The sequence below is a fragment of the Azospirillum endophyticum genome, assembly GCF_016595245.1.
Classification (GTDB): domain Bacteria; phylum Pseudomonadota; class Alphaproteobacteria; order Azospirillales; family Azospirillaceae; genus Azospirillum; species Azospirillum endophyticum.
Genome location: NZ_JAENHM010000060.1, coordinates 323,794 through 342,395, shown reverse-complemented (window position 1 = coordinate 342,395; position 18,602 = coordinate 323,794). Strand labels below are relative to the sequence as shown.

The following is an 18,602-nucleotide window of genomic DNA, read 5'->3' as shown; positions in this document are numbered from 1 at the left end:
GAAGCATGACCGCGATGCCTTCTGGGTCCATCCGTCCTGACGATACCGCCATGTGCTCCATCGCCGTCACCGGCACCGGCTTTTCCGCCGGTGTCGGGGTGGAGGAGGGCGCGGATGTCGAATGGCAGGTGCCGGAGGAGACCGCGGTCGCTTTCGAATACAACGGCCGCTCCCATGCCGTGATGATGGCGACCCCCGCCGATCTGGAAGACTTCGCGCTGGGCTTCAGCCTGGCCGAGGAGATCGTCGGGACCGCCGCCGACATCGAGAACATCGCCGTGCGGGAAACCCCGCTGGGCTTCGTCGTCAACCTGACGGTCGATCCCCTGCGGCTCCTGCGCGGAAGTCTGCGCAGCCGCTCCATGGAGGGGCGGAGCGGCTGTGGCCTGTGCGGCGTGGACAGTCTTGTCCACGCCGTTCGGGAGCCCCGCAAGATCGAGACCGCGCTGGAGGTCGAGCCGGCCGCCGTGGCCGCCGCCTTCCGCGCCCTGCCGGACCACCAGCCGATGAACCGGGCCAACCGCTCGGTCCATGCCGCGGCGTGGTGCGCGCCGGACGGCGCCATCCGTCTGGCCCGCGAGGATGTCGGCCGCCACAACGCGCTGGACAAGCTGATCGGTGCCGTCGTCCGCTCGGGCGCCGACCCGGCCACCGGCTTCGTGGTGATGACCAGCCGCTGCAGCTTCGAACTGGTGCAGAAGACCGCCGCGGTGGGCATTCCGCTGCTGGCGACCATCTCGGCCCCGACGGCGCTGGCGCTGGAACTGGCGCGCAACGCCAACCTGACCCTGGGTGCCTTGTCGCGCCGCGACACCGTCATCCTATTCCGCTGATTTAACCCCCTTCCGGAGACACCGATGAGCCACACGAACCACGCCAAGGATCTGGTCCGGATGGCGAACCAGATCGCCGTCCATTTCGCCACCTACCCGCATGAGGAGGCGGTGACGGAGACGGCGACCCACATCCGCAAGTTCTGGGATCCGCGCATGCGCGCCGGCCTGTTCGCCCATGTCCAGTCCGGCGGCGAAGCCGACCTGCACGAGGTGGCGCGCGGGGCGGTCGGGGTGCTCCAGGCCCGCTGAGGCCGTCAGCCGAAGCGGGCATTGTACAGGGCGACCGCATCGGCCCCCGCCGGGAAGTGGAGCCGGCCGGTTGTGTCGTCGATGGCGGCCGACACCGCTTCGGCGACATCGGTTTCCGTCGTCGTCGCCGCCGGGCTGGCATAGGCGTCGAAGATCGGCGCCGCGAAGTCCCGATAGGCCGGCGGGATCAGATCCTGGATGACGATGCCGGCATTCCGGCTGAAGGCGGTGGTCGGGCTGTATCCCGGCTCCACCAGTTTCGCCCGGACGCCGAAATGGCCGAGTTCATGGGCAAGCGAACCGGTGAAGCCCTCGATCGCCTGCTTGCTGGCGGTGTAGGCCGCCGCCAGGGGCAGGGCGGCCAGGGTGACCGACGAGGTCACGTTCACGATGACGCCGGACCGGCGCTCGCGCATCTGCGGGATGACCGCATGGCACATCGCCATCACGCCGAAGGTGTTGGTCTCGAACACCTTGCGGACATGGGCCATCGGCGTCGCCTCGAAGGCGCCGACCACGCCGATGCCGGCATTGTTGACCAGCACGTCGATCGGACCGGCGGCCTCGACGGCGGCGGCGATGCTCTCCTCGCTGGTGACGTCGAGCGGCAGGATGCGCAGCGCGTCCGACGCTGGCAGAAGCTCCGGGTCCGGCCGGCGCATGGTGGCGACCACCCGCCAGTTCCTCGCCAGGAAATGCCGCGCCATCTCCAGGCCGAAGCCGGAGGACGTGCCGGTGATCAGGATCGTTTGCATGGGGACCTCCCGTCGTTTCGAACGGTCCCTTGAATAGGCGCAGCGGCCCGCACACTCCATAAGCGGTCGTCCGGGATCCTTTTCCAACTGTCCATACCATGCACCCGATGATAGTCATGCCGACCGGGCCAACCAGCATGGGCATGACCGGATGCGGACGATGGACGAGGTTCTTTTCGACGCCATTCTCTTCGACATGGACGGGACGGTCCTGAACTCGATCAAGGCGGCGGAGCGCATCTGGACCGCCTGGGCGCTGCGCCACGGCATCGACGTCGAAGCCTTCCTGCCGACCATCCATGGCGTCCGGGCGGTCGAGACCATCCGGCGGCTCGCTCTCCCCGGCATCGATCCGGAGGCGGAGGCCGAGGCGATCACCCTGGCCGAGATCGAGGATGTCGAGGGGATCGAGGAAATCGCCGGTGCCGCCGGATTCCTCGCGGCACTGCCGGCGGAGCGCTGGGCAATCGTGACGTCGGCGCCGCGCACCCTCGCCTTGCGCAGGATCGCCGCGGCCGGCTTGCCCGTACCGCCGCTCCTGGTCGGCGCCGAGGATGTCGAGCGCGGCAAGCCGGCCCCCGACTGCTTCCAACTGGCGGCCGAGAGGCTCGGCACGACGGCGGACCGTTGCCTCGTGGTGGAGGATTCCCCGGCCGGGATCGCCGCGGCGGTCAGTGCCGGCGCCTCGGTGCTGGTGATCACGGCGACCCACCATGCCGCGGCGGGTGCCGCAGCCGTGGATGCCGGACATGCCGCCATCCGGGACTATCGCGATCTCGCCGTGGACCGGCTGCCGGACGGATCGCTTTCCATTCGTCCCGCCGGGGAAAGCGTCCTGCCGTCCAACGCCTCCCCGGTCGGGTTCTCCTACGGATTGCCGGCGTCGTCGGCGAGGGCCTGACCGGTGCCGCCCGCGGCACCGCTGCGGGCGAACTGGCCGGGCGGGCAGCCCTGCCGCTTGCGGAACGCCGTGCTGAAGGCGCTGGCGGATTCGTAGCCGACCTCCTCGGCGATCCGGTCGAGGGATTTCGCGCCGCGGACCAGGGCGTCCTTCGCCAGCGCCATCCGCCAGCGCGCCAGATACTCGATCGGGCCGCAGCCGAGCACCTCGCCGAAACGGGCGGCGAACGCCGACCGGGACTGTCCGGCGATCTTGGCGAGGCCGGCGACCGTCCAGTTCTCCCGCACGTCCCCGTGCAGGGTGCGAAGGACGCGGGCAAGGGCCGGGTCGCGCAGACCGCTGAGCAGGCCGCTTCGCACCCCGTCCGCCGCGAGGCCGCGCCAGCGTAGCGCCTCGACCAGCAGAACCTCGAGCATGCGCTGGAGGATCAACTCCCTGCCGGGGTCCTGCTGCCCGCATTCCTCGACGATGAGGTCGATCACCCGGCCGAAGCGGTCGGTCCTGCCTTCGTAGGCCGGGATATGGATCATGCGGGGGAGCAGCGTCAGCAGGAGCGGCGCGTTCACCTGTTCGATCTGGAAACTGCCGCCCAGCGCCTCGAACTCCGCCTCACCCTCCTGGTCGCCATGCCGGACCGGCCGGTCCGTCGGTTCACGCGGCACGCAGGCGATGCCCGGCTGGCTGCTCAGCGTGAAGGCGGGGGTGGAGGGCAGAAGAAGGAAATCGCCCACCGCGATCCGCAGCGGCGTCCCGCCTTCGAAGGACACCCAGCATTCGCCCTTCAGGATCAGCGTGAAGCCGGGCTTGTGAAGGGCGGGATAGCCGATCCCCCAGCGTCCCCTCCCGGTGATGGGCTTGGACACCGCCGCGGTCGGCCTGAGCAGGGCGATGATGTCGGAAAGCGGATCCATTCAGGACGATCTGAAGGCGGTCTTCGTCAGACCTTGCGGTAGGCGAACATGACCGTTTCGTAGGGAAAGGCGATCTCGGCTTGGTCCGCCAGTTCAGGCGTGCGGGCGATCAGCGCGCGGGTGTCGCGCTCGACCTCCGCCTGCTGGTCGGGCGGCAGCGCGGCGATGAAGCTGACCGACATCGTCCGCTTGACGATGACGTCCTCCGGGCTGCCGACATGGGCATGGCGGACGTTCCGCTCGTCGATGGCCTCGAAGCCCGGCGCGGGGAAGACCCGGCGCCAGTCGCCGGTTCGATAGCGCGGGGTGTCGCCCTCCCGGGGGTCGGTGATGGCGGTCAACGCCGCGACCCAGGGCACGCTTTCATCCCGGACATTCCAGATCAGTCCCAGCGTGCCGCCCGGTTTCAGCACCCTCCGCATTTTCTGCAGGGCGGCGGCGGTGGCGAACCAGTGGAAGGCCTGCGCGCAGACCACGGCATCGACGGAACCGTCGGGCAGGGGGATGGATTCGGCGGTCCCCGCCAGGACAATGATATCGGGAAAGGCCGGAACGAGCTGCTCGCGCATGCCGACGACCGGCTCGACGGCGGTAATCTCGCCGCCGCACTGCTTCAGAACCGCGGTGAATTTGCCGGTGCCGGCACCGATCTCCAAGACTTTCCGGCCGGGACCGACGCCCAGCACGTCGCGAAGCCAGACGGCGGCTTCGGCCGGGTAGCTGGGGCGGCCTTTGACATAGGCCTTGGCACCGGTCTCGTAGCCGCTGGAAGAGTGATGAACCGACATGTCGACCTCCAGTCTTCCAGCGTACTGCGAGAACCGGCCCTCACATCCCCGTCGATGCCGGCAGCGGCTTGGCCGGTGCCGGCGCCGAAGCCGATGACAGCGGCGTCGGCGCATGGGCGGTTGGGACCGGCAGCGGTGCCGGCTTGGACAGCGGGCGCGGCGTCGACACCGGTGTCACCGGGTTGGCGCCCGCTGCAGGATTGGCGGACATCGCCGGGGCTGCCGAACCCGACTGGCCGGACGGCGTCGCCAGCGTGGGCGGATCCTCGTAGATGTCGGGATGGACGCGCACCACGCCGGCGGTGTCGACCGACGCGTTCCAGTAGACGAAGCGCACGGGGATGGCGTTCGGCAGCCGGATCGTCTTGGTATCCCCGGTGTCGAGCTGCTGGCCGATGGCGCCCGGCGTCACCTTCGCCGCGCTCAGCAGCGTTTCCGCCATCATCCGGGCATCCTCCAGCCGCACACAGCCGGAGCTGGCGGCGCGCAGGTCGCGGCTGAACAGCCGGGGATCGTTGGTGCCGTGCAGGAAGATGCCTTCGCCGTTGGTCAGGTTGAAGCGGAAGCGGCCCAGCGCGTTGTCGTCGCCCGGCTTCTGGACGATGCGGACACGGCCGGGATCGACCGACCACCAGTTGACCGACTGGGTGCTGGCGACCTCCGACCCGTCCAGATAGACGACGGCGTTCTTGATGCCGGTGGTGCCCTTCTTGCGCAGGGCCGGCAGCTTGTCTTCGCTCAGCACCGTCGGCGGGACGGTCCAGGTCGGGTTGATGGTGACGCTGGTGACCTTGTCCTGCAGCAGCGGCGTCTTGCGCGACGGCCGGCCGACCACCGCCCGCATGGTGAAGGTGGGGCGGCCATGCTCGATCAGGGTGACGGACTGGCCGGGCAGGTTGACCAGGATGCTGGTGTCGGGGATGGAAGCCTGCTGCGCCCGCATCGCCGCGGCGGCGCGGCGCAGAAGCGCCACGGTCTGCGCCGGAGTGCGGTCCATCGCCTGGCGCGTCACCTCGCCGACCTTGCCGTCGGGCTGCAGACCCTCGGCGAGCTGGAAGGCGCGGACCGCGGTCTCGACATCGTCGTTGAAGCTGTCGGTCCATTTGTCGGCGGGCAGGAAGCCCAGCTCGATCAGCCGGCGCGACAGCTTGCCGACGCGGTCGGCCAGCGGCGAGCGCACGGAGATGACCACCGGCGGCGCCGGCTCCACCGGTTCCAGGCCGGGCAGGGTGGGGGCCTGCGCCTGCTGGACGTCGGCCGGCGGCACGTCCATCGCCGGAGCGATGCTCTCGACCATGCCGCCGTCACCCTTCTTGACAACAGCGCCGTAGCCGATGCGCGTGGCCTGCGCCTTGGGCGCGTTCTGGATTTCCAGGGCGCGCTGTTCCAGCGCCGCGGCCCAGCCGGCGATCAGCGGCGGCTTGGCCGCGTGCGCAGCCTCCTTCGGCGCTGCGCCCAGCGCCGGACCGCTCAGGACGACGCCGGCCAGTCCGCCGACCATCAGCAGGGCGGCGGAGCGTCGGGAGATCGGGTGGCGGACATCATGCATGGCGACTGGACCGGACCGTGAACGGAAAGGATCGAACGCTGCAACCTTCGACAAGCCCTTCGTGATTCGCAAGCGACATTTGGTGACGACAGACCTGCTGTTCACACTGTTGCTCCCTTGCATCGCCGCCCCACCCGCTGTGAGCTGTCATCGTTACACGCGCTCGTCCAACGGTTGGACGCCATGGCGGCGGTTTTATTCCGAAGCTTCACAGGTGTTACCGCCACGAGGGCGGGGTCCCACGTGCCGCCTTGAGACCGTATGTGTCATTTGACGTAGATACCGCCTTTCGCATGCGCGGTAGCCTTTCTTCCGACGATGTGGCGAAGCCCCGGAGCAACCGGGGCGCCAAAGGAAGGGGGCAACTTCATGCGGACCAAGCAACTGACGTCGAGCTTCGGGATCGGCGCGCTGGCCGGTCTGGCCATGGGCGCGATGGCGTCCTTCGCGATGCCCGCCCAGGCGGCGGACGACACCATCAAGGTGGGCATCCTGCATTCCCTGTCCGGCACGATGGCGATCAGCGAGACGACGCTCAAGGACGTCATGCTGATGCTGATCGACGAGCAGAACAAGAAGGGCGGCCTGCTGGGCAAGAAGCTGGAGCCGGTGGTGGTCGATCCGGCCTCCAATTGGCCGCTGTTCGCCGAGAAGGCGCGCGAGCTGATCAGCAAGGACAAGGTGTCGGCCGTGTTCGGCTGCTGGACCTCGGTCAGCCGCAAGTCGGTGCTGCCGGTGTTCGAGGAGCTGAACAACATCCTCTTCTACCCGGTCCAGTATGAGGGCGAGGAGTCCTCCCGCAACGTCTTCTACACCGGCGCCGCCCCGAACCAGCAGGCGATCCCGGCTGTCGACTACCTGATGCAGAAGGAGAAGGTCCAGCGCTGGGTGCTGGCCGGCACCGACTACGTCTATCCGCGCACGACCAACAAGATCCTCGAGGCCTACCTGAAGGGCAAGGGCGTCAAGCCCGAGGACATCATGATCAACTATACGCCGTTCGGTCATTCCGACTGGCAGTCGATCGTGGCGGACATCAAGAAGTTCGGCTCGGCCGGCAAGAAGACCGCCGTGGTCTCCACCATCAACGGCGACGCCAACGTTCCCTTCTACAAGGAACTGGGCAACCAGGGCGTCAAGGCGCAGGACATCCCGGTCGTCGCCTTCTCGGTCGGCGAGGAAGAGCTGGCCGGCATAGACACCAAGCCGCTGCTCGGCCATCTGGCCGCCTGGAACTACTTCCAGTCCGTCGAGACTCCGGCGAACGCCGAGTTCATCAAGGAATGGAAGGCCTACACCAAGAACGACAAGCGCGTCACCAACGACCCGATGGAAGCCCACTACATCGGCTTCAACATGTGGGTGAAGGCGGTCGAGGCGGCCGGCACCACCGAGCCGGACAAGGTCATCGACGCCATGGTCGGCGTGTCGGTCCCCAACCTGACCGGCGGCTATTCGGCGATGCTGCCGAACCACCACATCACCAAGCCGGTCCTGATCGGCGAAGTGCAGGAGAACGGCCAGTTCGACGTCGTCTCCAAGACCTCGGGTCTGGTCCCCGGCGACGAGTGGTCGGACTTCCTGCCGGACAGCAAGGACCTGATCGCCGATTGGCGCAAGCCGATGTCCTGCGGCAACTTCAACGTGAAGACCGGCAAGTGCGGCGGCAAGGGGTCGTGAGGGTCGCGTTCCTTCTCTGATCTGAGTGGTTGTGACGCTTGCCCCCACCCTAACCCTCCCCCGCTGGGCGGAGGAGGGAATCTCACCCTCCCCTGCGAAGCGGGGGAGGGCTGGGGTGGGGGCAAGCGTCGCTCGTTTGTAAGCCCCCTGCACCGAAGGACCCCCGATGCGACGCGCTCTCCGCTGGCTGATGGCTGTCTGTGTGGTGGCCGCCACATCGACCGCCGCCTTTGCCGCCGACCTCCGCCCGCTTGTCCAGGCCCTGGGCAGCGGCGGGTATTCCGGAACCGAAAAGGCACTGGCACAACTGTCGGAGGCCGGCGACCCGGCCGCCGTGCCGGCGATCGAGGCGCTCCAGGCCGGCGACCTCTATGTGCGCAAGGCCGACGGCACCGTCGTCGTCGCCCGCAAGGCCGGCGACGCTTTCACCCTGACCGACCCGCTGACCCGCGCCGCCCTCGGTGAGGCGCCAGCCGGCGCGGTCGAGAAGATCCGCATCAACAATTCGCTGCGCCGCGCCATCAGCGCCTCGCTGGGTGCCCTCACCCTGATGAGCCCCGATGCCGGCGTCCGCCGCTCCGCCGCCGACGCGGTGTTCAAGAGCCGCGACGCCTCGGCGCTGGAGACGCTGAGCGCCGCCATCGCCAAGGAGCAGGACAAGGGCGTCCGCGCCGCCATGGAACAGGCGCGCGCCGCCATCCTGCTGACCGGCGAGGCCGCGTCGAAGATGACCGACGCCGACATCCAGTCGGCGACCGACACGCTGACCGCGCGCGGCGACCGCGACGCGCTGGTGCTGCTGAACATGGTCGCCGGCTCCGGCGCGTCGGACGTCACCAAGAAATTGGCCGCCGCCGCCGTCTCGACCCTGGAACAGAAGCTGGCCTTCTGGGCCGCGCTGCAAAATCTCTGGTACGGGCTGTCGCTGGGCTCGGTGCTGCTGCTGGCCGCCATCGGGCTGGCCGTCACCTTCGGCGTGATGGGCGTCATCAACATGGCCCATGGCGAGATGGTGATGATCGGCGCCTACACCACCTTCCTGGTGCAGGAGTTCTTCCGCGCCCACGCTCCCGGCCTGTTCGACCTGTCGATCCTGGTGGCGCTGCCCGCCGCCTTCCTCGTCTCCGGCGGCGTCGGCATCGTCATCGAGCGCAGCGTGATCCGCTGGCTCTACGGCCGGCCGCTGGAAACGCTGCTCGCCACCTGGGGCCTGTCGCTGGCGCTCCAGCAGGCCGTCCGCTCCATCTTCGGCCCGACCAACCGCGAGGTCGGCGCGCCGAGCTGGATGTCCGGCGCCTTCGAGCTGGGCGGCCTGACCATCACCTACGGCCGGCTGTGGATCGTCGTCTTCGCCTTCGCCGTCTTCGCGGCCCTGCTGGTGGCGCTGAAGCGCACCTGGTTCGGCCTGTCGATCCGGGCGGTGACGCAGAACCGGCCGATGGCCAACGCCATGGGCATCCGCACCGCGCGGGTCGACGCGCTGACCTTCGGTCTCGGCTCCGGCATCGCCGGGCTGGCCGGGGTGGCGCTGAGCCAGATCGACAATGTCAGCCCGAACCTGGGCCAGGGCTACATCCTCGACAGCTTCATGGTCGTGGTGTTCGGCGGGGTGGGCAACCTGTGGGGCACGCTGGTCGGCGCGCTGACGCTGGGGACCATGAACAAGTTCCTCGAACCCTATGCCGGGGCGGTGCTGGGCAAGATCCTGGTGCTGATCTTCATCATCCTGTTCATCCAACGGCGTCCGCGCGGCCTGTTCGCGCTGAAGGGCCGCGCGGTGGAGGCCTGACCGATGCTGCTGCGCTTTTTCCTGATGGGGCTGGACCGCAAGGCCGGGATCGTCCTGGCGATCCTGGCATTCCTGGCGGTCGTCGTGCCGGCGATGACGCTGTGGGTGCCGGCGGACTCGCCGTTCCACCTGTCGATCTTCACCGTCTCGCTGCTCGGCAAATACCTGTGCTTCGCGCTGCTGGCGCTGGCGCTCGATCTGGTGTGGGGCTATTGCGGCATCCTGTCGCTCGGCCATGCCGCCTTCTTCGCGCTCGGCGGCTACGCCATGGGCATGTACCTGATGCGGCAGATCGGCCCGCGCGGCGTCTACGGCAACCCGCTGCTGCCCGATTTCATGGTCTTCCTGAACTGGAAGGAACTGCCCTGGTATTGGTTGGGCTTCGACCATTTCTGGTTCGCCGCGCTGATGGTGCTGGTGGTGCCGGGCGCGCTGGCCTTCGCCTTCGGCTGGTTCGCCTTCCGCAGCCGCGTCACCGGCGTCTACCTGTCGATCATCACCCAGGCGCTGACCTTCGCCCTGCTGCTGGCCTTCTTCCGCAACGACATGGGCTTCGGCGGCAACAACGGCCTGACCGACTTCAAGGACATCCTCGGCTACGACATCCAGGCCGATACCACCCGCGTCGCGCTGTTCGTGGCGACGGTGGCGGCGCTGGCGCTTTCCTACATGATCGCGTCCGGCGTCATCGGCTCTAAGCTGGGCAAGGTGCTGGTGGCGCTGCGCGACGCCGAGAGCCGCGTCCGCTTCATGGGCTACGACACCGAAAGCTACAAACTGTTCGCCTGGACCCTGTCGGCCTGCATGGCCGGCGTGGCCGGCGCCCTCTACGTCCCGCAGGTCGGCATCATCAACCCGTCGGAATTCGCCCCGGCCAGCTCGATCGAGGCGGTGATCTGGGTCGCCGTCGGCGGACGCGGCACGCTGGCCGGCGCCATCCTGGGTGCTGTTCTGGTCAACATGGGCAAGAGCTATTTCACCGGCGCCCTGCCGGAGCTGTGGCTATTCGCCCTTGGCGGCCTGTTCGTGGCGGTGACCCTGTTCCTGCCCAAGGGCCTGCTGGGGCTGGGCGCGCAGTTGAAGGCGAAGCTGCCCGGCCGCAAGGCCTCCACCCTCCCCAACGCCCAGCCTGCCGACCAGAAGGGAGCCTGACCCATGAGCGCGGAATCGACCCTCCTCTATCTCGACGGCGTGTCGGTCAGCTTCGACGGTTTCAAGGCGCTGAACAGCCTGTCGCTGGTGATGATGCCCGGCGAGATGCGGGCGATCATCGGCCCCAACGGCGCCGGCAAGACGACGATGATGGACGTCATCACCGGCAAGACCCGCCCCGACACCGGGACCATCCTGTTCGAGGGCGACACCGACCTGACCCGCCTGCGCGAGGCGGCGATCGCCAACCTCGGCATCGGCCGCAAGTTCCAGCGCCCGACCGTCTTCGAACCGCACACGGTGTGGGACAACCTGGAACTGGCGCTGAAGGCGCCGCGCCGGCCGCTGAAGACGCTGACCTACGCCATCAGCCGTGACGACCGCTCGCGGATCGAGGAAATCCTCGACATCACCCGCCTGTCGGCCCTGCGCAGCCGGCAGGCCGGCAGCCTGTCGCACGGCCAGAAGCAATGGCTGGAGATCGGCATGCTGCTGGCCCAGGACCCCAAGCTTCTGCTGGTCGACGAGCCGGTGGCCGGCATGACCGACGCCGAGACCGAACAGACCGCCGAACTACTGTGCAGCATCGCTGGCAAGCATTCGGTGATCGTGGTGGAGCATGACATGAGCTTCGTCCGCGCGCTCGGCGTCAAGGTGACGGTGCTGGCCGAAGGCTCGGTCCTCGCTGAAGGCTCGCTGGACGCGGTCAGCGCCAACAGCCAAGTCATCGACACCTATCTCGGCCGCTGACGGGAGACCCCAGGATGTTGGACGTTCGTTCCCTCGATCTGCATTACGGCGCCGCCCAGGCCCTGCGCAGCGTTTCCATGAAGGCCGAAATCGGCAAGGTCACCTGTCTGGTCGGCCGCAACGGCGTCGGCAAGTCCAGCCTGCTGCGCGCGATCGTCGGGCTGAAGCCGGTATCCGGCGGCTCCATCGGCTGGGACGGCGCCGACGTGACGAAGATGGCGCCGGCCGACCGGGCGCGGCGCGGCATCGCCTATGTGCCGCAGGGGCGCGAGATCTTCCCGTTGCTGACGGTGCGGGAAAACCTGCTGACCGGCTACGCCCCGCTGCCGCGCGCCCAGCGCTCGATCCCCGACGAGGTGTTCGAGCTGTTCCCGGTGCTGAAATCGATGCTGGACCGCCGCGGCGGCGACCTGTCGGGCGGCCAGCAGCAGCAACTCGCCATCGGCCGCGCCCTGGTGACCCGTCCGCGCCTGCTGGTGCTGGACGAGCCGACCGAGGGAATCCAGCCCTCCATCATCAAGGACATCGGCCGGGCGATCAGCTATCTGCGCGACAAGGGCACCATGGCGATCCTGCTGGTCGAGCAGTATTTCGACTTCGCCCGCGATCTCGCCGACGACTGGGTGGTGATGGAGCGTGGCGAAGTGATGCTGTCCGGCCCGCGCAGCGGCCTGGACGAGCAGGAGGTGCGCAAATATCTGACGGTATAATCCCGATGACGGCCCCTCTCGGACTTTGAGCGGCGGAATATCCGCGTCTTCCCTGCGTCCTTGATCCATCTGGTCCGCTGTCCCGGTGGACCGGGTTTTGGGGAGGAACCACGCAATGAAGTCCGCGCTCCGTATCACCGTCATCGCCGTCGGCCTGGGGGCTGCCCTGGCCGGCGTTCCTGCCTTCGCCCAGGACAAGGAACCGGCCATGACGGGGAAGACCGCGATGGGTCCCGTCCTGACCGACGCGAAGGGCATGACGCTCTACGTCTTCGACAAGGACAGCGCCGGCAAGTCGGCCTGCAACGGCCCTTGCGCGACCAACTGGCCGCCGCTGATGGCCCCGGCCTCGGCCAAACCGATGGGCAAGTACAGCGTCGTCACCCGCGACGACGGAAGCCGGCAGTGGGCCTATGATGGCAAGCCGCTCTATGCCTGGGCCAAGGACGCGAAGCCCGGCGACACCACGGGTGACGGCGTGAACAACGTCTGGCACGTGGCGAAACCGTAACGCCCATCCCTCCTCGCGGTGTCGTGGCGGTTGGCGTTCGCCGCCCCGACACCGCGTTCGCAGGATGTATACTTATCCGGTCGAGGTAATGCGCAAACGTCGACTTCGCGGGCGGCGCTCTTTAAAGGTCGTTAAGGATCGAAGCCGCATGATGGCCTCAACGTCATCTTGCTCATGGAGCAGCAGGCCATGTCGATCTACAACGCCACCTCGTTCGAAGCCACCCCCTCCGCTGAACCGAAAATCCGCAAGATGCGCGGTCTGCCGCGCCTTGCCGTGTGGACGGTGATGATCGGCACGCCGTGGGTGCTGATCGTGGAAGCGGTGCGCCTGATCTTCTGAAACAGGCGCCCCGCTCATTTACTGTATTATTGGGCCGGCATCACCCAGGGTTCCAGCGCGCCGATCTTCTTGGCCCGCTTCTCGTCGGCCGACAGTTTGAAATTGTGACCATAGGGCGCGCTCTCGAATGAGCCGTAGCCGGGGTTGGCCAGCATCAGCCAGTCGCGCCCGAAATGCTCCTTCGCCGCCTCGTAGGCCTTCAGCCGTTCCGCGTCGCTGCCGTTGGAGGCGTCGCTGAAGTCACCGAAATTGTCGCCGAACAGCAGGACGATCCTGTACTCCTTGGCGATGTAGGCGCGCCGCGTGCTCTTCGCAGACCCCCAGTCCGGCTTCTCCTTCGACATCAGGAAGGTATCGACATTCCCACCCATCGGGAAGCCCAGCGCCTGCGCGTTGCGGCGGGTCGGCTCCTCCTGGTCGGCGTTGCGGTTGGTGACGTAGAAGACTTTGACGCCCTTCGATTCCGCGTATTGGGTGAACTCCACTGCGCCCGGCACCGCCGTCGCCTTCTCCGCCTTTACCCAGGCGTCCCAGGTCTTGGGCGAGAAGTCGCCGTTGCTGGTGACGAGGCCGGCCTGATAGGCCGAATTGTCCATTGCCGTCTCGTCCAAGTCCAACACCACGGCCGGCGGCAGGTCCTGGTAAGCACCGGTCTGCTCGGTCGCCGCGGTCCAGGTCTTGTCGGCCAGCGCCTTGTCCAGCTGGATTTTGCCCAGCGCATAGACCGCCAGCGCGTTCGCCTTGTATTCGACCGAGCGCTGCATCCACAGCTCGGCGTTCAACAGATCGTTCTGGGGCACGGGGCCTTGGGGAGCCGGATCGGCGGCCAGGGCAGGCCCGACCAGGAGAGACAGGGCAACCGCACCGGACAGCAACGACCAGCGCCCGGAACAGGCGGAATAGCGCATCGACACACCCATCCATCAAGTGTCATGGAACTGTCATCGAAGCACAGATTCGGGTGCTTGGCGACGGTCCCGTGACGCTTGCGTCACGGTATCTCGGTACGCTTGCGTCACGACATCTCAGTGCGCTTGCGTCACGCGATCCCGATGCGAAGCTTCAGGCGGGTTGGGGAATGGCGCTCCGCGGCATCGGGGTCAGAGACGGGATCGCCTCCACCCGCTCCAGCCAGCTGCGGACCGCCGGATAGAGAGCGAGCGGAATGCGTCCCTCGGGGGCGCGGGCGACATAGGCGTAGCAGGCGATGTCGGCGATGGTCGGCCGCTCCGTCGCCAGCCAGTCGCGGCCCGTCAGATGGCCGTCCATGAAGCGCAGGACGCGCTCGGCGATCCTCTGCGCATCGGCCCACGAACCATTCCCTCTCCACAGCGTCAGGATGCGCGCCAAGGCCGGTCCGAAGCGCAGGTCCCCGGCCGCGACCGACAGCCAGCGCTGCACCTGCGCCGCCTCCTCCGGTGCCTTCGGGTTCCACAGGCCTGAGTCGTCGTAACGGTCGGCGAGATAGACCAGGATGGCGATGGAGTCCGGCAGGACGAGGTCGCCGTCGACCAGCACCGGGATCTGACCAAGCGGGTTCAGGGCGAGGAAATCGTCCGATTTCCGTATCCCGGCATCGGCCTCGACATAGCGGTAGGGCAGGCCGAGGATGTTCAGGAAGGCTTCGACCCGGTGGGCATGCCCCGACAGCGGCGTGCCGTAGAGCGTGATGGTGGGTTCGGCGCTGTTGCTCATCGAAGAGTCCCTCTCGTTTTTGGGCCGTGGATCCCGACAGCCAACCACTTGCACCTCACTGCAGGAATCCGGTTTGATCGAAAGGCAGCATTTCGGAAATCGGAAGAATCGTGGACCGGTTGGACGAACTGGCGATCTTCGTCGCGATCCTGGAGGCCGGCAGCCTCGCCGGGGCGGCCAAGCGGCTGCGGCGGTCGGCGCCCGCCGTCACCCGCGCGCTGTCGGGGCTGGAGGAGCGGCTGGGCTTGCGGCTGATCGAGCGCACCACCCGCAACCTGGTGCCCACCGACGCCGGCCGGCGGCTTGCCGAGCAGGCGCGCCGGCTGCTGGCCGATTACGACGAGGCGCTGGCCGCCACCGGCTCCGACCGGCCGTTGCGCGGGCGGCTGCGCGTCACCGCACCGGTGATGTTCGGACGCAAGCATGTGACGCCGCTGGTCCTCGACTTCATGCGGGACTTCCCCGACATCCGGGTCGAGCTGGTGCTGTCCGACGGCAACCTCGACCTGATCGAGGAGGAACTGGACGTGGCGGTCCGCATCGGCCCGTTGCCGGCCTCCGGCCTCCGGCCTCGTCGCCCGTCGGGTCGGTCAGGTCGCGCGCTATCTGGTCGCCAGTCCCGGCTATCTGGCGCGGCACGGCACGCCCGCGATGCCGGAGGATCTGGCCGGCCACGACCTCATCCTGACGACCGCCCGGCCCGGCCCGCCGGACTGGCGTTTCCTGGTCGATGGGCGGGAGCGGGTGTTGCGGGTCGTCCCCAGGCTGGCCGTCAACCATATCGAGCCGGCTCTGCTCGCCGCCCGCGACGGCCACGGCATCGCCCGCCCGCTGTCCTATCAGGCAGCCGACGACCTCGCCGCCGGAACGCTGGTCCGCCTGATGCCGCATGCCGAGCCGACGCCGCTGCCGGTCCATGTGGTGGTGCCGACGGCGCGGCTGATGCCCGGCCGGGTGCGGGCCTTCCTCGACCATGCTGTACAAGGCCTATCGGCGCTGGCGGTGCTGCGCGTCTGACCGTGGAGCGAGGCTCGGCGCAGGTCCATTGCCTTTTCCGGCCGTGCATTCGCCGTGCCGGGCGTCATACTGGCTTACTCCCGTGATGGAGGGTGGCCGAATGCCGGCCGCAGCGAAGAAACGACCGGAAACAAACCAACGACAGGGGTTCAGGATGAGGGCATTCTTGACGGCTGCGGCGATGATCGCTGCGACCATGACTGCGACCATCGCCGCGGTTCCGTCGGCCGAGGCTGCCGACGGCGCGTTGCAGGCGATCCGCCAAGCCGGGGTGATCCGCGTCGGCACCACCGGCGATTACAAGCCCTTCAGCTACAAGGGGGCCGACGGCGCTCTGGTGGGGGCCGACATCGAGATGGCGAAGGAACTCGCATCCACGCTGGGCGTCCGGGTGGAGTTCGTACAGACCAGTTGGAAGACGCTGATCGACGATCTCAAGGCCGAGAAGTTCGACGTCGCGCTGGGCGGCATCACGGTCAACCCCGACCGTGCCGCGGTGGGCGATTTCTCGGTTCCCAACGTCAGCGACGGCAAGCGCCCGATCGCGCGCTGCGCCGACAAGGAGAAGTTCACGACCATTGAGAAGATCGACCAGCCCACCACCCGCGTCGTCGTCAATCCCGGCGGCACCAACGAGAAGTTCGCCCGCGCGAACTTCACCAAGGCGCCGATCGAGGTCTGGCCCGACAACAGGACCATCCATGCGCAGATCGCCACCGACAAGGCCGACGTCATGGTCACCGACGGCATCGAAGTCGACATGCAGGCGAAGCTGAACCCCGGCGTGCTCTGCGCCGTCCCGGTCGCCAGCCCCTTCACCCATTTCGAGAACGCCTATCTGCTGCGCAAGGATCCGGAGCTGAAGCAGGCCGTCGATGCCTGGATGACCAAAGCGTTGTCCAGCGGTCTCTGGAAAGCCAAGCTCGACGCCGCCATGCAGTGAGCGGGCGCCGGGACCGGCGCGGGGGAGGACATGACGATGCGTCCGCGGTCTACGGATCGCGGGCGACGCGGAGGCCGTAGGCGGCATAGCCGATCTCGGCCCCGTCCGCCCGCCGCACGGCCGAGCGGACATAGCGCGGGTTGCTGTGCCACGACCCGCCGCGCATCATCCTGAGCGAACACGCTCCACCGGCCGGGCCGGAATAGGCCGAACCGTCGGCCGGTGCGTCGCGATAGCCGTCCGCCGCGCAGTCCTCCACCCATTGCCAGACATTGCCCAGCATGTCGTAGAGGCCGAAGCCGTTGGGCCGGTAGCTGCCGACCGGTGCCGTGAACAGGGCGCCGTCTCGGCAGTTCGCGACCTCCCAGTCGGTGAAGCGGTCCTTGGCGCTGAGGTCGGCGCCGTTGGCCGCGTCGCATCCCTTGGCCGGATCGTCGCCCCACCAGCGGGTGGTCCTCGTGCCGGCGCGCGCCGCATATTCCCATTCCGCTTCCGTCAGCAGGCGGTAGGGCTTGCCGGTCCGCCGGCCGAGCCAGTCCACATAGGCCTTGGCGTCGTGCCAGCTGATGCAGACCGCCGGGTCGCGGTTCGTCTGGTCGAAGCCCGGCCGCCGCCAGGAGAAGTGCCAGCGCGGCAGCAACTCGGTCTCGCCGGCATAGCCGCGGCAGACCGTCCGGGGCCGGTAGCCACTGTCCTGGATGAAGCGGGCATATTCGCCGCGGGTCACCGGGTATTTGCCGACGGCGACCGCATGCCGGATCGACACCGGGCGTTGCGGCGATTCCTCCGGAAAGCGCTCCGTCTCCGTCACCGGCGCGCCCTGGAGATAGCGGCCGGCGGGGATCGTCACCAGGATGGGCGCGTCGGGATGGTCCCAGACCTCGTCTGCCGGACTGTTCGCCTGCCAAGCGTGGAAGGTCTCCAGCCGCTCGGCGCGCCAGCCGGTCAGATCTTCCGGAACGGCCCGGCGCCAGCCGGCCAGGGCGGCCAGCATCAGGACCAGGGCGACCACCGCGCCCAGCGAGCTGGGCAGGGTGAGGGGCATGGCCGAGCCCCGGGCGGAGCCCTCGACGGAGCCGTGTCTTGCGGATGTGCCGGTGCGGATCATGCCGCCATTTCCCCGCGGCACGCGGCGCCCGGCAACCACGCGTCCGTGTCCCGGTCGGGGCACTTCATGACGGTACCGAAGGCCGGCAGGCGAGGTTTTGCACCTTTGCGTTATGGCGGAAGCGGTGAGGGTCGAAGACGGTATCCCGCTGTTGGTGCGGGCAGACGTTCAACGGAGCGTTGATACCTCAAGGAGGATACTCATGGCCGCCTATTCCGCGGACCTCACACGCGCCCTGTTCGTCACCGGCCTGCGCAACGCCCATGCGGTGGAACAGCAGGCGCTCGCCCTGATGGACCGCCAGCTCGACCGTTTGGTGAATTATCCCGAGGTCGCCGACCACCTGCGCATGCACCGTGGCGAGACCGAGTCCCAGATCACCCGCATCGAGCAGATCCTGGACCAGCTTCAGGAAACCCATTCCGGGCTGAAGGACACCGCCCTGTCGATCATGGGCAATCTGGCCGCACTCGGCCACAGCTTCGCCGAGGACGAGATTCTCAAGAACTCCTTCGCCAACTACGCCTTCGAGAATTTCGAGGTGGCGAGCTACCGGTCGCTGCTGACCGTGGCGGATGCCGGCAATTTCGCCTTCGCGACGCCTCTGCTGCAGACCTCGTTGCGCGAGGAGGAGGCGATGGCCTCCTGGGTGATCGAGAATGTCCCGACGCTGACGCTGAAATACCTGTCGCTGAAGGCTGGCGGCGAGACCGCCGGCCGCTGACGCCGGATCGGCACGCGTGACAACGGCCGGGGCAGATATGCTCTTCCCCGGCCGCTCTCTTTGCGCCGCGTCTCCCGGCGCCACACGCCATTCAGACGTCGTAGATCGGGCTGGCGGTCTTCCTGTTGGCGCCGCCGTCGCCAAGCGACCGCCACCCGCCATCATTCTGCTGCAATGCAGCATCCGCGTCCT

Annotated in this window: 20 protein-coding genes and 2 pseudogenes; 15 read left to right on the top strand and 7 right to left on the bottom strand. The window is 67.9% G+C overall.

Translation table 11 applies throughout. From position 1 onward, the window contains the following. Window positions 1-5: 5 nt before the first annotated feature. Window positions 6-833, top strand: coding sequence for a formate dehydrogenase accessory sulfurtransferase FdhD (fdhD, locus tag JHL17_RS22915; RefSeq protein ID WP_200196688.1), 828 nt, complete (start codon window positions 6-8; stop codon window positions 831-833). A gap of 24 nt (window positions 834-857) precedes the next feature. Continuing rightward, entirely contained in the window at window positions 858-1,085 is a 228-nt protein-coding gene (locus tag JHL17_RS22910) for a formate dehydrogenase subunit delta (protein WP_109446480.1), read from the top strand. Between the two features lie 5 nt (window positions 1,086-1,090). Here the strand turns inward: JHL17_RS22910 and JHL17_RS22905 are convergent, their stop codons facing one another. Beyond that, on the bottom strand, window positions 1,091-1,840 hold the full coding sequence (locus tag JHL17_RS22905) for an SDR family oxidoreductase (protein WP_200196686.1): 750 nt from the start codon (window positions 1,838-1,840) through the stop codon (window positions 1,091-1,093). 160 nt (window positions 1,841-2,000) lie between these two features. On the opposite strand from JHL17_RS22905, the gene JHL17_RS22900 reads away from it, so the two are divergent. Further along, window positions 2,001-2,741: an HAD-IA family hydrolase gene (locus JHL17_RS22900; protein WP_200196684.1), complete on the top strand. Its 741-nt coding sequence runs from the start codon at window positions 2,001-2,003 to the stop codon at window positions 2,739-2,741. On the opposite strand, the gene JHL17_RS22895 is transcribed toward JHL17_RS22900, so the two are convergent. The 3 genes from JHL17_RS22895 to JHL17_RS22885 are packed head-to-tail and all read right to left on the bottom strand — an operon-like array spanning window position 2,708 to window position 5,989. Then, window positions 2,708-3,652, bottom strand: coding sequence for an AraC family transcriptional regulator (locus JHL17_RS22895; protein WP_200196682.1), 945 nt, complete (start codon window positions 3,650-3,652; stop codon window positions 2,708-2,710). The genes JHL17_RS22900 and JHL17_RS22895 overlap by 34 nt on opposite strands. Window positions 3,653-3,678: 26 nt before the next feature. Continuing rightward, window positions 3,679-4,440 carry a class I SAM-dependent methyltransferase gene (locus tag JHL17_RS22890; RefSeq protein ID WP_200196680.1) on the bottom strand — a complete coding sequence of 254 codons (762 nt, stop codon included), beginning with the start codon at window positions 4,438-4,440 and terminating at the stop codon, window positions 3,679-3,681. 40 nt (window positions 4,441-4,480) lie between these two features. Beyond that, entirely contained in the window at window positions 4,481-5,989 is a 1,509-nt protein-coding gene (locus JHL17_RS22885) for a L,D-transpeptidase family protein (RefSeq protein WP_247893744.1), read from the bottom strand. A 369-nt stretch (window positions 5,990-6,358) separates the two neighbouring features. On the opposite strand from JHL17_RS22885, the gene urtA reads away from it, so the two are divergent. The 7 genes from urtA (at window position 6,359) to JHL17_RS22850 (ending at window position 12,923) form a co-directional block, all read left to right on the top strand. Continuing rightward, window positions 6,359-7,669, top strand: coding sequence for an urea ABC transporter substrate-binding protein (gene urtA / locus JHL17_RS22880; RefSeq protein ID WP_200196676.1), 1,311 nt, complete (start codon window positions 6,359-6,361; stop codon window positions 7,667-7,669). Window positions 7,670-7,835: 166 nt separating this feature from the next. Then, window positions 7,836-9,458 carry an urea ABC transporter permease subunit UrtB gene (gene urtB / locus JHL17_RS22875; RefSeq protein ID WP_200196674.1) on the top strand — a complete coding sequence of 541 codons (1,623 nt, stop codon included), beginning with the start codon at window positions 7,836-7,838 and terminating at the stop codon, window positions 9,456-9,458. 3 nt (window positions 9,459-9,461) lie between these two features. After that, window positions 9,462-10,610, top strand: coding sequence for an urea ABC transporter permease subunit UrtC (gene urtC, locus JHL17_RS22870; RefSeq protein WP_200196672.1), 1,149 nt, complete (start codon window positions 9,462-9,464; stop codon window positions 10,608-10,610). Between the two features lie 3 nt (window positions 10,611-10,613). Then, window positions 10,614-11,360 (top strand): urea ABC transporter ATP-binding protein UrtD, encoded by a 747-nt coding sequence (gene urtD / locus JHL17_RS22865; RefSeq protein ID WP_200196670.1) that lies wholly within the window; start codon window positions 10,614-10,616, stop codon window positions 11,358-11,360. 14 nt (window positions 11,361-11,374) lie between these two features. Next, window positions 11,375-12,070: an urea ABC transporter ATP-binding subunit UrtE gene (urtE, locus tag JHL17_RS22860; protein WP_200196669.1), complete on the top strand. Its 696-nt coding sequence runs from the start codon at window positions 11,375-11,377 to the stop codon at window positions 12,068-12,070. Window positions 12,071-12,185: 115 nt separating this feature from the next. Beyond that, window positions 12,186-12,581 (top strand): COG4315 family predicted lipoprotein, encoded by a 396-nt coding sequence (locus tag JHL17_RS22855; protein ID WP_200196667.1) that lies wholly within the window; start codon window positions 12,186-12,188, stop codon window positions 12,579-12,581. Between the two features lie 189 nt (window positions 12,582-12,770). Further along, a complete protein-coding gene (locus JHL17_RS22850; RefSeq protein ID WP_200196665.1) occupies window positions 12,771-12,923 on the top strand; it encodes a hypothetical protein in 153 nt (50 codons plus the stop codon). 26 nt (window positions 12,924-12,949) lie between these two features. On the opposite strand, the gene JHL17_RS22845 is transcribed toward JHL17_RS22850, so the two are convergent. Together JHL17_RS22845 and JHL17_RS22840 are read right to left on the bottom strand one after the other, a co-directional pair. After that, a complete protein-coding gene (locus JHL17_RS22845) occupies window positions 12,950-13,831 on the bottom strand; it encodes a 5'-nucleotidase, lipoprotein e(P4) family (protein WP_200196663.1) in 882 nt (293 codons plus the stop codon). 154 nt (window positions 13,832-13,985) lie between these two features. Further along, a complete protein-coding gene (locus JHL17_RS22840) occupies window positions 13,986-14,618 on the bottom strand; it encodes a glutathione S-transferase family protein (RefSeq protein WP_200196661.1) in 633 nt (210 codons plus the stop codon). A gap of 110 nt (window positions 14,619-14,728) precedes the next feature. On the opposite strand from JHL17_RS22840, the pseudogene JHL17_RS37230 reads away from it, so the two are divergent. From JHL17_RS37230 to JHL17_RS22830, 4 genes and pseudogenes are all read left to right on the top strand, one after another. Beyond that, window positions 14,729-14,857: pseudogene (locus tag JHL17_RS37230) on the top strand (helix-turn-helix domain-containing protein); the annotation flags it as partial. A gap of 168 nt (window positions 14,858-15,025) precedes the next feature. Next, window positions 15,026-15,127: pseudogene (locus JHL17_RS37225) on the top strand (LysR family transcriptional regulator); the annotation flags it as partial. Between the two features lie 97 nt (window positions 15,128-15,224). Further along, window positions 15,225-15,635: a LysR substrate-binding domain-containing protein gene (locus tag JHL17_RS37220; protein WP_247893753.1), complete on the top strand. Its 411-nt coding sequence runs from the start codon at window positions 15,225-15,227 to the stop codon at window positions 15,633-15,635. Between the two features lie 154 nt (window positions 15,636-15,789). Continuing rightward, entirely contained in the window at window positions 15,790-16,578 is a 789-nt protein-coding gene (locus JHL17_RS22830; protein WP_200196659.1) for a transporter substrate-binding domain-containing protein, read from the top strand. 49 nt (window positions 16,579-16,627) lie between these two features. On the opposite strand, the gene JHL17_RS22825 is transcribed toward JHL17_RS22830, so the two are convergent. Continuing rightward, entirely contained in the window at window positions 16,628-17,623 is a 996-nt protein-coding gene (locus JHL17_RS22825; protein ID WP_200196657.1) for a formylglycine-generating enzyme family protein, read from the bottom strand. Between the two features lie 265 nt (window positions 17,624-17,888). Here JHL17_RS22825 and JHL17_RS22820 point away from each other — a divergent pair, with 265 nt between their 5' ends. Further along, window positions 17,889-18,410: a ferritin-like domain-containing protein gene (locus JHL17_RS22820; RefSeq protein WP_200196656.1), complete on the top strand. Its 522-nt coding sequence runs from the start codon at window positions 17,889-17,891 to the stop codon at window positions 18,408-18,410. The last annotated feature ends 192 nt before the right edge of the window (window positions 18,411-18,602 follow it).